This is a genomic window from Speluncibacter jeojiensis (genome assembly GCF_029589495.1).
Taxonomy (GTDB): Bacteria; Actinomycetota; Actinomycetes; order Mycobacteriales; family Mycobacteriaceae; genus Speluncibacter; species Speluncibacter jeojiensis.
The window spans coordinates 524,446-537,785 of the sequence record NZ_JAAIVF010000002.1 but is presented as its reverse complement, the minus strand read 5'-3'; the positions used below and the strand labels follow the sequence as shown (position 1 = coordinate 537,785).

Sequence of the window (13,340 nt, the reverse complement as noted above, 5' to 3'; positions counted from 1 at the left end):
CCCGGGGCCGTCCCGAATTCGCCTTGCGTTCTGTTCGGCGTGCGCATGATCGGCTGTCTGCAGCACGCCACTCGAGAAAGTGACAACATGAACGAATCCCACGCCGCGCGTGAGCTTTCCGGTGGAGGCCGGCCAACGACCGTGCACCTGTCCGACCTGCTCGGCCGCCCGATCGTCGCCCAGGGAGGCGACACCGTCGGTCGGGTCGACGACGTGATCGTCCGGTTGCCCGACGGCGAGGCGTTGCCGCGGGTGTCCGGCCTGGTCGCCGGGGTCGGCGGCCACCGGATCTACGTGTCGCTCGATCAGGTCGAGGACCTCCTTCAGGACAAGATCGCGTTGACCAGGAACAAGATCGACCTGCGTGGCTTCGAACGGCGCGAGGGTGAGGTGCTGCTGCGGGCCGATGTGCTCGATCACCGGCTGATCGATGTCTCGGCGGCGGAATTGGTGCACGCCTACGACATCGAACTCGAGCGGGACGGCGCCGAATGGACCGTCGCGCGGGTGGACACCCGGCGCCCCGCCCGGCTGTTCGGCCTGATCAAGCCGCAGGACGGCCACGCCGCGCGTGACTGGCGGGCATTCGCGCCGCTGATCGGGCACCGGCACTCGATGCCGGTCCGCCGGTCGGGGGCGGTGCACAGCCTCAAGCCGGCGCAGATCGCCGACCTGCTCGAGGAGGCGAACAAGCGCGAGGGCGGCGAGATCCTGGACCGCGTCCATGACGACCCGGAACTCGAGGCCGACGTCTTCGAGGAACTCGAACCCGAGAAGGCGACCAAACTCTTCGGCGACATGAGCGATCGGGAGGTCGCCGCCGTGCTGGGGCGCATGCGGGCGGACGATGCGGCGGACGCGGTGGCGGACCTGCGTCAGTCGCGTCGGCGCCGGGTGCTCGACCTGATGCCGGCGGGTCAGCGCGCCAAGGTGATCACGCTGATGGGATTCAACCCGTCCAGCGCGGGCGGGCTGATGAGCGTGGACGTCGTCGTGTGCCAGCCCGAGCAGACTGCCTCGCAGGGGCTGTCGATCATCTCGGTGGCGTCCACGTTGCAGCCGGAGGCGCTGCTGAAACTGCAGGTCGTCGACGGTGGTGGCCGGCTGCTCGGCGTCGTGTCGGTGATCCGGCTACTGCAGGCCGATCCTGACCTGCCGGTCGCCGAGCTGATGGACACCGACCCGGTGCGGGTCGCGGCCGACGCGGATCTGGTTGATGTCGCGCTGCTGATGGCCGACTACAACCTGACCACCATGCCGGTCGTCGACGAGGTCGACCGTGTGCTCGGCGTGGTCACCGTCGACGACGTCCTCGAGGCGACCATCCCGGACGACTGGCGGCGCCGCGAGCCGGCCCCCCGTCCGGTGTTCGAACGTCCGGCAGAGCCGGGGCCCAGTGGGGAAGAGGGAACAGAAGGAGAAGGCAGCGATGGAGACGGCCACCGTGACTGAGTCGAAGACCACGACACGCACCGGTGCGGTACTGGATTCGGCGCACGTCGGTGACATCGAGGGCGCGTTCGGCCGGATCAGCGTCACCGAGACCGACTCCGCGCGCACCATCAAGCGGCGTCTGCTCACGATGGCCGCCATCGTCGGGCCCGGGTTGATCGTCATGGTCGGCGACAACGACGCAGGCGGCGTTGCCACCTATGCGCAGGCCGGCCAGAACTACGGCTACTCGCTGCTGTGGGTGCTGCTGCTGCTGATCCCGGTGCTGATCGTCAACCAGGAGATGGTCGTTCGGCTCGGTGCGGTCACCGGCGTGGGGCATGCCCGGCTGATCAACGAGCGCTTCGGTCGCGGCTGGGGCTGGTTCAGTGTCGGCGACCTGTTCATCCTGAACTTCCTGACCATCGTCACCGAGTTCATCGGAATCTCGCTGGCCGCCAGCTACTTCGGCATCTCGAAGTATGTGGTGGTGCCGACCGCGGCGGTCGCGCTGGTGGCCATCATGGCCACCGGAAGCTTCCGGCGCTGGGAGCGCGCGATGTTCGTGTTCATCGCGATCAGTGCGGTGCAGATCCCGATGGTGCTGATGTCGCACCCCGATTGGGGCCGGGCCGCGCACGACTTCGTGGTGCCGGGCATCAAGGGCGGCGTCACCTCCGACGCGGTACTGCTGATCATCGCGATCGTCGGGACGACGGTGGCGCCGTGGCAGCTGTTCTTCCAACAATCCAACATCATCGACAAGCGGATCACCCCGCGGTTCATCGGCTACGAACGTGCCGACACCGTCCTGGGCGCGTTCGTCGTGGTCATCGGCGCGGCCGCGTTGGTGATGACCGCGGACTTCGCCGCGCGGGCGACCGGCACGTCCGGCGGTTTCGTTGACGCGGGCCAGATCGCGCACCTGCTCGGCGCGCACAGCGGTGCGCTCGGCACCATCTTCGCGATCGTGCTGCTCGACGCGTCGATCGTCGGCGCCGCGGCGGTCACGCTCTCGACCAGCTACGCCTTCGGTGACGTGTTCGGCATCAAGCACTCGCTGCACCGAGGATTCAAGGACGCCAAGCAGTTCTACGTGTCCTACAGCGTGATGATCGCGCTCGCCGCCGCGATCGTGCTGATCCCCGGCGCCCCGCTCGGCCTGATCACGACCGCGGTGCAGGCGCTGGCCGGCCTGCTGCTGCCCAGTGCCAGCGTCTTCCTGCTGCTGCTGTGCAACGACCGGGAGGTGCTGGGGCCGTGGGTGAACAAGCGGTGGCTCAACGTCGTCGCCGGGCTCATCGTCGGGGTGCTGCTGTTGCTGTCGGGGATCCTGATGGCCACCACGCTGTTCCCCGATCTCGACGTCATGACGGTGACCACCTACCTGGCCGTCGGCATGATCGTGGTGGCCGTCGTCGCGGTCGCCGGGATCAAGCTGGCGGAGCGGCGACGGGGCACGGCACCGGCCGTGCCGGCGCCGGAGTTCGGGCCGGAGGAGAAGCTCGGCTGGCGGATGCCGCCGCTCGCGTTGCTGCAGCCCGTGCGCTGGTCCGCCGGTACCCGGCTGGGCATGCTCGCGCTGCGCGGCTATCTGGTGATCGGGGCGATCCTGCTGGTGGTCAAGGCCGTCGAGCTGGGACGGGGCTGACTGATGGGGCGGCGTCGTCGGGCGGCGGGGGTGCTGGTGTCGCTCGCCGCGGCGCTGCCGCTGGCCGCCGGCTGCGGCTCGTCGACCGGAGCCGCGGCGACCGGGCCCACCGCGGCGGGTTTCGCCTTCGGCCGGTGCGATTCGGTCGGTGACGCGGAGGTGGCGGAGCAGGCGCACGACCGCACGCTCACCCGTACGATCACCAGTCCCTATGGGTGCCAATGGGAATCGCCGAGCCGGACGGTCCGCACCTGGTGGTACCGGGACAGTCCGCTCGCCGACGCACGCACCCGGGCGGGCGCCGATCGAGCGACCGTTGCCGACCTCACCGTGGCCGGCCTGCCCGCGCTGACCGACCGAAACCACGCCGGTCGCTGTGACGTCGATGTCGTCGCGGGTCCCGACGTCGTGGTGTGGTCGGTCGACGGGACCACGCCGGGGGTCGACGCCTGCACGGCGGCGACCGCACTGGCCGGGATCAGTGCGGCCCGGGGCCGGCGGTCGGGCGCCGACACCACGACGTTCGCCACACCCGACGAGGCCTATCCGTGCGGCCTCGCCGACGAGTCGACCGTGGCCGGGCAGGTCGGCGCGGCCGGGGGAGTGAAGGTGTTCGAGGGCGACGTGTGCCAGTGGTCGCTGGCGGTGCCCGGCGGCCGGGCCGACGCGCTGTCGTCGTGGTTCGTGCAGGACACCCTCGACCGGGAGAAGACGCTGACCGCAGCCCTGGGCTATGCGGCCACGCCGCTGCGGATCGACCGTGACCAGGCCGTCACGCTGCGTGACCCCAAGGTGCCAGGGGACTGCGGCGTCGAGGTGCAGACCGATTCCGGCACCGTGGGATGGTGGATCGCCTACCGCGCCCCGGCCGACCGCTCGGACCCGTGCGGGGTCGCCGCGACGCTGGCGAAGTCGACGCTCGATCTCGAGCCCTGACGCGCGCCGGAGATCCCCGACGTAGACGGCGGATAGGCTGGGCGTTCGTCGGACGGGCTGGTGTGGAGGGTGGTGGCGATGCGGTCACGGGGTAGGCGCCGCGGCTGGATCGTGGTGGTGGCGATCCTCGTTGCCGTCGGCGCCGCGTGGTTCGTGAACGTCGGACGCCACCATCTGCCGTCGCCGCCCGGGTGCACGGTTGCCGATCCCGACGGCGGGTCGGGCAGCTACGAGCTGACGCCGGGGCAGGCGGGCAACGCCGCGACCATCGCCGCGGTCGGGATGCAGATGGGCATGCCGAACCATGCGGTGACGGTGGCCCTGGCGACCGCCATGCAGGAGTCGAAGCTGATCAACCTGGCCGGTGGCGACCGTGACTCGGCGGGCCTGTTCCAGCAGCGGCCGAGCCAAGGGTGGGGCACGTACGACCAGGTGCGCGACCCGGTCTACGCGGCGAAGACCTTCTATCAGCACCTCGAGGCCGAGCCCGACTGGACGCAGCTGAGCGTGAACGACGCGGCGCAGCTGGTGCAGAACTCGGGCGCGCCGTCCGCCTACGCGAAGTGGGAGGGCGAGGCGCGCGCGGTGGCGATGGCGCTGACCGGGGAGTCACCGGCGGCGCTGTCGTGCCACGACCTGAAGCTGACGACCCCGCGGGGCAGCCTCGTCGACACCGCGTCGGCGGAACTCGGGACGACCACGCTCAGCGGCCCACACGACCCGGCGCGCGGGTGGGCGATCAGCGCGTGGCTGGTGGCGCACGCGAACGATCTGGGTGTCGACCGGGTCGGCTTCGCCGGGCACTCCTGGACCGCGGCGTCGGGCAAGTGGACGTCGGATGCGTCGGCGACCGACCTGACCTTCCACCAGGTCGGCACCGCTTGAGGCGGTCGCATTCACAGCAGTTGTTCAGGTCGGGTTTATCAGTTTAGCCTGAACATATGGCTGACGGGGTCGACGCCGACGAGGCCGATGCGGAACAGGTCGCCGCGGAGCTGCGGCTGAGTATCGGCCTGCTGGTTCGGAGGCTGCGCCAGGTGCGCATCGAGGGCGACCTCACGCTCCCGGAGAACTCGGCGCTGGCCCGGCTGGACCGGGACGGGCCCACCACCTCGAGCGCACTGGCGAAGATCGAGCAGATCAGCCCGCAGTCGATGGGGGCGACCGTCGCGGCGCTGCTCTCGCGGGGCCTGCTCGAGCAGCGCGAGGACCCCGCCGACGGGCGACGCCGGCTGCTGTGGGTCACCGAGGCCGGCCGTCAGGCGCTGGGCAGTCGGCGCAACGCGCGCACCCAGCAGCTGGCTCAGGTGCTCACGAGCGGGTTCACCCAGGACGAGCTGCGCCGGCTCGCGGCCGCGGCACCGCTGATCGAACGCCTCGCGCAGGAGCTGTGATGACATCCGGTGGCGGGATCGGCGGCGGGACCGACACAGCGACCGCCGCCCTGCCGCCGAGCGGCCCGGTGCGACCGGACCGCAACGCGTGGTCCGCGCTGGCGAACACGACCGCGGCGGTGTTCATGTCGGCCCTGGACGGCTCGATCGTGCTGATCGCGCTGCCGGCGATCTTCCGGGGCATCCACCTGGACCCGCTCGCGCCCGGCAACGTCGGCTTCCTGCTGTGGATGATCATGGGCTACCGGCTGGTGCAGGCGGTGCTGGTGGTCACGCTGGGGCGCCTCGGCGACATGGTCGGCCGCGTCAAGATCTACAACGCCGGTTTCGCGGTGTTCACCATCGCTTCGGTGCTGCTGTCGTTCGACCCGTTCAGTGGCGGGCACGGTGCGGTGTGGCTGATCTGCTGGCGGATGCTCCAGGCTGTCGGCGGCGCGATGCTCACCGCGAACTCGGCCGCGATCCTCACCGATGCCTTCCCCGCCGAACGCCGCGGCTTCGCGCTGGGCATCAACCAGGTCGCGGGCCTGGCCGGCCAGTTCATCGGGCTGGTCGCGGGCGGGCTGCTGGCGATGTGGGACTGGCGGGCGGTGTTCTGGGTGAACGTGCCGGTCGGCGTGTTCGGCACGCTGTGGGCGTACCTCAAGCTGCGTGACCGCGGCGAGCGGCATCCCGGGCGCATCGACTGGTGGGGCAACGTCACGTTCGCGGTCGGGCTGAGCGCGGTGCTGATCGCGATCACCAACGGGCTGCAGCCGTATCGCCGGCACGCGATGGGCTGGTCGAATCCGTCGGTGATCGCGATGCTGGCGGTCGGGGTCGCGTTGCTGATCGCGTTCGTCGTGATCGAACTACGGGTGAAGGATCCGATGTTCGAGCTGTCGCTGTTGCGGATCCGCGCGTTCACGGCCGGCAACCTGGCGGGGTTCGCCGCTGCCCTCGCGCGCGGCGGAGTGCAGTTCGTGTTGATCATCTGGCTGCAGGGGATCTGGCTGCCGCTGCACGGCTACGACTACGACCAGACGCCCCTGTGGGCGGGAATCTTCCTGCTGCCCATGACGATCGGCTTCCTCGTCGCCGGGCCGATCTCCGGGTTCGCATCCGACCGGCTGGGGTCGCGGGGGCTGGCGTCCGCGGGCATGGGGCTGTTCGCGCTGAGTTTCGTCGCGTTGATGCTGTTGCCGATCGACTTCCCGTACTGGGCCTTCGCGGTGACGATCGCCGTCAACGGCATCGGTACCGGCATGTTCGCCTCGCCGAACTCGTCGTCGATCATGGGCAGCGTCCCCGCGCGGTTCCGCGGCGTCACCTCGGGGATGCGCTCGACGTTCCAGAACTCCGGAACCGCGCTGTCGATCGGGGTGTTCTTCTCGCTGATGATCGCCGGGCTGGCGAGCAGCCTGCCGCACACGCTGACCGGCGGGCTGCAGCAGCACGGCGTGCCGTCCGAGGTCGCGCACCAGGTCGGGGCGCTGCCGCCGGTGTCCTCGCTGTTCGCGGCGATCCTGGGCATGAACCCGATCGAGCACCTGCTCGGACCGAGCGGGGCGCTGAACTCGGTGGGCGAGGCGAGCCGACAGGTCCTCACCGGCCGGGAGTTCTTCCCGCAGTTGATCTCCGGGCCGTTCCATCAGGGTCTGCTGATCGTGTTCGCGTTCTCCGCGGTCCTGGCCGTGTTCGCCGCGGTGGCATCGCTGATGCGGGGCGGCCGGCCGGTTGTGGAAGGTGCGGAGTCGGTTTCGGGGTCGGGCCCGGGGCCCGGTTCCGCTGTTGTCGTTGATGGTCGAGGAAAGGTAAGACACGATGACGTTGACGGTGATGGACGAGCGCGCCGCGTTGGTGGTGATCGACCTGCAGAAGGCGACGGTCGCCCGCACGACGGAGCCGCCCACCGCTGAGGTGGTGCAGCGGTCGGCGGAGCTGGCCAAGGCGTTCCGCGACCGAGGCCTTCCGGTCGTGCTGGTCAATGTGACCGGTGGGGCTCCCGGGCGCACCGATGCGACGCAGGCCCAGGCCAAGGCGCAGACCCAGACCCCGAAGCGGCCGGCCGACTGGGCGGAGCTGGTCCCGGAGTTGGACGCGCACCCCGACGACCTGCGGGTGACCAAGCAGACCTGGGGCGCCTTCCACGGCACCTCACTGCACGGGGACCTGCAGGCGCGCGGGGTCACGCAGGTGGTCCTCACCGGCATCGCGACGAGCATCGGCGTCGAGTCCACCGCACGCGCCGCCCACGAGCACGGCTATCACGTGGTCCTCGCTGTCGACGCGATGAGCGACCTGGATCCGGTGACGCACCGCCACAGCATCGAACGGGTCTTCCCGCGACTCGGCGAAACCGCCACCACCGCCGAGATTCTGGAGGTGCTCACGCGGGTTGGCTGATCGCCGCGGTGGAGGAGCGGCCCGGCACAGGCGGGACCTTCGTCACCTTCACAGGGGCTCTTCGAGGACTATGCTGGCGGTGCAGTCGGTTCGTGCGACAGGTCGCGAGGAGCCCCACGCGGCGGGTGTCACACGCCGACGCGCCGGGTACGCCGTGCCCGGCGGTCCGCCGCCTCGAGGGGGCGCGCAGATCTCACCGTGCCGGGGCTCGCACGCGGCTCCGGTCGATGAGAACGCGCCCGCGGTGGTGGTCCCTCCGCCGTGGGTACTGGAGTGAGACCGTGTCGCAAACAGAGAAGACGACGTTTCGTTCGACGATTCTGGGTAGTGCCCGGATCGGACCCGATCGCGAACTGAAGAAGGCCACCGAGGGCTACTGGCACGGTCGCGTCGACCGTGCCGGGTTGGAGTCCGTCGCCCGAAAACTGCGCGCGCAGAACTGGACTGCGTTGCGCGATGCGGGCCTGGACTCCGTGCCGGTGAACACCTTCTCGTTCTACGACCAGGTGCTCGACACGGCGGTCATGCTGGGTGCGCTGCCGCCGCGGTTCGCGCACATCGCCGATGACCGGGACCGCTACTTCGCCGCGGCCCGCGGCGACGACGACGTGCCGCCCTTGGAGATGACCAAGTGGTTCGACACCAACTATCACTACCTGGTGCCCGAGATCGACGAGCAGACACGGTTCACGCTCGACTCCCGCAAGGTGCTAGGTGAACTGACCGAGGCACTGGCACTGGGGATTCCGGCCCGCCCCGTCGTCATCGGCCCGATCACCTTCCTGCTGCTGTCGAAGTCGACAGACGGTGTGGCGCCGCTCGATCGGATCGAAGAGCTGGTGCCGCTGTACCGAGAGTTGCTGGCGGAGCTGGCGACCGCCGGTGCCGAATGGGTGCAGCTGGACGAACCCGCGCTCGTCGGCGATCGCGCCGAGGCCGAAATCGACGCCGCGGCAAGGGTGTATAGGAGTCTGGCCGCGGCAGAGGTGCGGCCGTCGATCCTGGTGGCGTCGTACTTCGGGCACCTCGGCGCGGCACTGCCGGCGCTGGCCGGGTCCGGTGTCGAGGGGCTGTCCGTCGACCTGACGGCCGTTGTGGCGCCGGAGCTTCCGCAACTGGGTGACACGCTGCTGGTGGCCGGGGTGGTCGACGGTCGCAACGTGTGGCGCACCGACCTCGACGCCGCGCTGGCAACGCTGCGCGCGCTGCCGGGCACGGTCGCCGTGTCGAGTTCCTGCTCGCTGCTGCACGTCCCGTATTCGCTCGTGCCGGAGACCGGGCTGGACCCGGCGTTGCGGTCGTGGCTGGCGTTCGGCGCCGAGAAGGTCGACGAGGTCGTCGTGCTCGCCCGGGCACTGGCCGCCGGCGACGGCGCGGTAGCCGAGCAACTGGCCGCGTCGCGGGCGGCGGCCGAACTGCGTCGCGGCGACCCGCGTCTGCGCGAGCCCTCCGTGCGGGCGCGGGTTGCCGCGCTCGGTGAGGAAGCCGCGACCCGGGCGCCCGCCGAGGAGCGGGCGGTGATGCAGGCGCGGGCGATACCGCTGCCGACGTTGCCGACCACCACGATCGGATCGTTCCCACAGACCCCGCGGATCCGGGCGGCGCGGGCGCAGTTGCGCTCCGGCGAGATCGATCAGGCCGAGTACGACCGGCGCATGCGCGAGGAGATCGCCGAGGTCGTCGCGTTGCAGGAACGGTTGGGGCTGGACGTGCTGGTGCACGGCGAGCCGGAGCGCAACGACATGGTGCAGTACTTCGCCGAACTGCTCGACGGGTTCGCCGCGACCGCTGCCGGCTGGGTGCAGTCCTACGGCACCCGTTGCGTGCGTCCGCCGATCCTGTTCGGCGACGTGCGCCGGACGTCGGCGATGACGGTCGACTGGATCGGCTACGCGCAATCGCTCACCGACAAGCCCGTCAAGGGCATGCTGACCGGGCCGGTGACGATCCTGGCGTGGTCGTTCGTCCGCGACGACCAGTCGCTCGCCGACACCGCGGCCCAGGTGGCGCTGGCCATCCGCGATGAGACGGTGGACCTGGAGGCGGCAGGGATCCAGGTGATCCAGGTCGATGAGCCTGCCCTGCGTGAACTGCTGCCGCTGCGCGCGGCCGACCAGCAGGCCTACCTGGACTGGGCGGTGCACGCGTTTCGGCTGGCGACCGCCGGGGTGCGCGAGGAGACCGCGGTGCATACGCACCTGTGCTATTCGGAGTTCGGGGACGTGATCGGGTCCATCGACAGGCTCGACGCCGATGTCACCTCGATCGAGGCCGCGCGGTCGCGGATGGAGGTGCTCGACGACCTGAACGCGGTCGGATTCGCCCGCGGTGTCGGGCCGGGCGTCTACGACATCCACTCGCCGCGCATCCCGGGCCGTGACGAGATCGTCCGATCGCTGAAACTGGCGTTGAAAGCCGTGCCGGCCGAAAGGGTCTGGGTCAACCCGGACTGCGGACTGAAGACCCGCACCGCCGAGGAGGTCGAGGCCTCGCTGACCAACATGGTCGCCGCGGCGGCCGAGGTGCGCGCCGGGCTGTGACGGCCGGACATCACGGGAGCCTGTGGTAGCCGGGCTCGGTGGCCTACGGTGGAAGGGTGACTGCCTCACCGGATGCCGGGGCCACCGAGCAGGGGCCGACCGCGGACGCGCGCCCGTCGGCGAACACGCAGCAGTGGCCGGCGATGCTGACCTGGCAGGCCCATCAGGCGCCGCGAATGGAGTCGGCGCGCGTGGCGCTCAACCGTAATCGCATCAAGGCCGCCGGGCGGATCATCGGCGGACACTGCGCGGAGCACCCGGCGTTCAGTGCCTCCTACGACCTGGTCACCGACGAGGCCGGGGTCACCCGTCGGCTGTCGATGCGCACCAGCACCCGCGCCGGGGAGCGGCAGCTGTCGATCAGCCGCGACGGAGAGGGCAAGTGGCTGATCAGCGACGGTCACCGCTCCACCCGCTCGACGTTCGGCGGGGCGCTCGACGTCGACGTCGTGCTCAGTCCGTTCTTCAACGTGCTGGCGGTGCGCCGCAACGCGCTCGCGCACGACGCCGCCGAATTGCAGCTGCCGCTGGTGTACGTGCGCCTGCCCGACCTGTCGGTCTCGGAGGAGCACCTGACCTACATCAGCGGACCCGAGGGCATCCACGTCATCTCGCCGGTGTCCAGCTCGACGATCACCGTCGACCAGGACGGCTTCGTGCTCGACTACCCGGGGCTTGCCAAGCGGATCTGAGTGGTCCGGGGTTCAGTCGGCCACCAGGTTCAGTCGGCCACCAGGTTCAGCCGGAGACGGCGAGCGCCAGTGCCAGCGCCGTCGACTCGCCCGGATGGGTGCCGCTCACCCCCGGGCCGGCGGTCGCGAGCCCGGCCAGCTGCAGGCCGATCGGCAGGCCGTCGACACCCGGGGCCGGCACCGAGACCGTCGGGATGCCCAGCGTGCTGAACGGGATGCACATGCGCAGCAGCTCCGAGGCGACCCGCCGCCCGTCGACCGTGCCCTCGTGCAGTCCGGTGGCACGGATCGGGGTGGTCGCGGTGAGCAGCGCGTCGAGTTCGAGGTCGCGGCGCAGTGTGTGCAGGGCCTCGTCGCGCATCCGCGCCATCGTCCGGGCGGCGCGGAGGTAGTCGGTGGCCGAATAGTCGATGTTGCCGGCCAGTCGCTCGAGCGTGCTCGCCTGGTAGGCGCCGGGCAGGCGGTCCATGTGCGTCTCGAGCGCCTCGCAGCCGACCACGACCGGATAGGTCGCGGACAGCTCCGCGGCGTGTGGCAATTCGACGTCCCGCACGGTCGCGCCCGCATCGGTCAGTGCGGTGCAGGCGCGGTCGAGCGCCGCCTCGATCTCGGGGTCGTGCACCTGCCAGAGTGGCCCGCGAAGCCGGCCGATCCGCAACCCGACCACCGGGGTCGGCAGATGCGCCACCCCGGGGACCGCGCCCCACGCCAGCGCCGTGTCGACGACGTCCTCGGCGATCAGCCCCACATGGTCGAGCGTGGTCGACAGCGGGAACACCCCACGGGTCGAGAGTGCTCCGAGCGTCGGCTTGAGCCCGACCACGCCGCACAGCGCCGACGGCACCCGCACACTGCAGCCGGTGTCGGTGCCCACCGCCAGCGGCACCACTCCCTTGGCGACCAGCGCGGCCGAGCCCGACGACGAGCCGCCGGTGATCCTGGTGGGGTCGTGCGGGTTCGCGGCCGGACCGTCCGCGTTGGCCTGGCCGGTCGGGCCGTAGGCGAACTCGTGAAGGTGCGCCTTGGCCACGACGATCGCCCCGGCGTCCTGCAGCCGGTCGACGATCCAGGCGTTCTTCTCCGCGGCCGTGGCATCGGCCAGTTCGGCGCTTCCGCAGCGGGTCGGCATGCCGACCACGTCGATGTTGTCCTTGATCGCGACCGCCACCCCGTGCAGCGGGCCGCGCCATCCGTCGCGCGCCAGCTCCCGGTCCAGCTGCGCGGCCCGCGACAGCGCGGCATCGTCGGCGCGGGCGGCGACCAGGTTCTCCCAGGCGGTGCCCTTGAGCTCGTCGAGTGCCGTCAGGGTCTGCTCGATGTGCGCGGTGACCGTCAACTCCTTGCGGGCCAGCGCGGTCGCCGTCTGACGCAGGGTCATCGCTGCCCCCGGGCGGCCAGGTAGCGCCGATGGGCCCGGTGCCCGGCCTCGACCAGCTCGGCGACCGTGCCGGGACCGGCCAGCTCCTCGCGCGCCCGCTCGAGCAGTTCGAGCGCCTCGTCCAGCGCACCGAGCAGCGATTCGGCGTTGGCCTCGCACATCGCGCGCACCAGGGCGGGGGCGGTCCCGGCGACCCGGGTGCCGTCGCGGAACGACCCTGCCGCCAGCTGCAGCGCGAGCCCGTCGTCGGCTCCGACGCACGCCAGCGCCTCGGCCAGCAGGTGCGGCAGGTGTGAGATGCGCGCGACCGCGTCGTCGTGCTCGTCGGGCGCGGCGGCGACGATCCGTGCGCCGCAGTCGTGCGCGAGCCGCTCGACCAGCGCACGGACCGGGGGATTGCCCGGATCGCCGTCGCAGACCACCCACACGGCGTCGCGGAACAGGTCCGCAGACCCGGCCGGCCAACCGGAGTCCGCGGTCCCGGCCATCGGGTGCCCGCCGACGTACCGAGCGGCCAGACCGTGGCGGGCGACCGCCTCGACGACCGGTCCCTTCACGCTGACCACATCGGTGAGCGGGCATCCGGGCGCGTGCTCGGCGACCGCGGCCAGGACCTGGTCGACCGCCGGCATCGGTACCGCGACGACGATCAGGGCACCGGCCTGCTGGGCCCGTGCGAGTGTCGCGGTGAGGTCCGCGGAGACGTCGAAGCCGTCGGCCGACGCCTCGGCGACGGTGGCCGCGGATCGGTTGTATCCCCAGGCTGTGCGGCCCGCCTTCGCCGCGGCGCGCAGCAGCGAGCCGCCGATCAGTCCGAGGCCGAGCACACACACCGGGGGGAACTCCTGCGGGTGCGCCGCGGCGCCCTTCGCGGAGTCGCTCACGTCGCCAGTCACCCGTCAAGGTTGGCATACCGGCCGTGGGTCCCGCTCG

Annotated in this window: 11 protein-coding genes; 9 read left to right on the top strand and 2 right to left on the bottom strand. The window is 71.0% G+C overall.

What is annotated here, in order from left to right; all coding sequences use genetic code 11:
- Positions 1-87 precede the first annotated feature (87 nt).
- From G4X40_RS09680 to G4X40_RS09640, 9 genes are all read left to right on the top strand, one after another.
- Positions 88-1,452: a magnesium transporter MgtE N-terminal domain-containing protein gene (locus tag G4X40_RS09680; protein WP_277832015.1), complete on the top strand. Its 1,365-nt coding sequence runs from the start codon at positions 88-90 to the stop codon at positions 1,450-1,452.
- Positions 1,430-3,082, top strand: coding sequence for an NRAMP family divalent metal transporter (locus tag G4X40_RS09675; protein ID WP_408642159.1), 1,653 nt, complete (start codon positions 1,430-1,432; stop codon positions 3,080-3,082). The genes G4X40_RS09680 and G4X40_RS09675 overlap by 23 nt, the downstream gene beginning before the upstream one ends.
- Positions 3,083-3,085: 3 nt before the next feature.
- Positions 3,086-4,018 (top strand): DUF3558 family protein, encoded by a 933-nt coding sequence (locus G4X40_RS09670; protein WP_277832012.1) that lies wholly within the window; start codon positions 3,086-3,088, stop codon positions 4,016-4,018.
- Between the two features lie 78 nt (positions 4,019-4,096).
- Positions 4,097-4,903 (top strand): hypothetical protein, encoded by an 807-nt coding sequence (locus G4X40_RS09665; RefSeq protein WP_277832011.1) that lies wholly within the window; start codon positions 4,097-4,099, stop codon positions 4,901-4,903.
- A gap of 56 nt (positions 4,904-4,959) precedes the next feature.
- Positions 4,960-5,412 (top strand): MarR family winged helix-turn-helix transcriptional regulator, encoded by a 453-nt coding sequence (locus tag G4X40_RS09660; RefSeq protein WP_277832009.1) that lies wholly within the window; start codon positions 4,960-4,962, stop codon positions 5,410-5,412.
- Positions 5,412-7,310: an MFS transporter gene (locus G4X40_RS09655; protein WP_277832007.1), complete on the top strand. Its 1,899-nt coding sequence runs from the start codon at positions 5,412-5,414 to the stop codon at positions 7,308-7,310. Before G4X40_RS09660 ends, G4X40_RS09655 begins: the two co-directional genes overlap by 1 nt.
- A complete protein-coding gene (locus tag G4X40_RS09650; RefSeq protein WP_277832006.1) occupies positions 7,216-7,797 on the top strand; it encodes an isochorismatase family protein in 582 nt (193 codons plus the stop codon). The genes G4X40_RS09655 and G4X40_RS09650 overlap by 95 nt, the downstream gene beginning before the upstream one ends.
- A gap of 281 nt (positions 7,798-8,078) precedes the next feature.
- Positions 8,079-10,337: a 5-methyltetrahydropteroyltriglutamate--homocysteine S-methyltransferase gene (gene metE, locus G4X40_RS09645; RefSeq protein ID WP_277832005.1), complete on the top strand. Its 2,259-nt coding sequence runs from the start codon at positions 8,079-8,081 to the stop codon at positions 10,335-10,337.
- 143 nt (positions 10,338-10,480) lie between these two features.
- Positions 10,481-11,029 carry a putative glycolipid-binding domain-containing protein gene (locus G4X40_RS09640; RefSeq protein WP_277832392.1) on the top strand — a complete coding sequence of 183 codons (549 nt, stop codon included), beginning with the start codon at positions 10,481-10,483 and terminating at the stop codon, positions 11,027-11,029.
- 46 nt (positions 11,030-11,075) lie between these two features.
- Here the strand turns inward: G4X40_RS09640 and G4X40_RS09635 are convergent, their stop codons facing one another.
- Complete coding sequence (locus G4X40_RS09635) at positions 11,076-12,407, bottom strand: amidase (protein ID WP_277832003.1); 1,332 nt, start codon at positions 12,405-12,407, stop codon at positions 11,076-11,078.
- A complete protein-coding gene (locus tag G4X40_RS09630; protein ID WP_277832002.1) occupies positions 12,404-13,303 on the bottom strand; it encodes a prephenate dehydrogenase in 900 nt (299 codons plus the stop codon). The genes G4X40_RS09635 and G4X40_RS09630 overlap by 4 nt, the downstream gene beginning before the upstream one ends.
- Between the last annotated feature and the right edge of the window lie 37 nt (positions 13,304-13,340).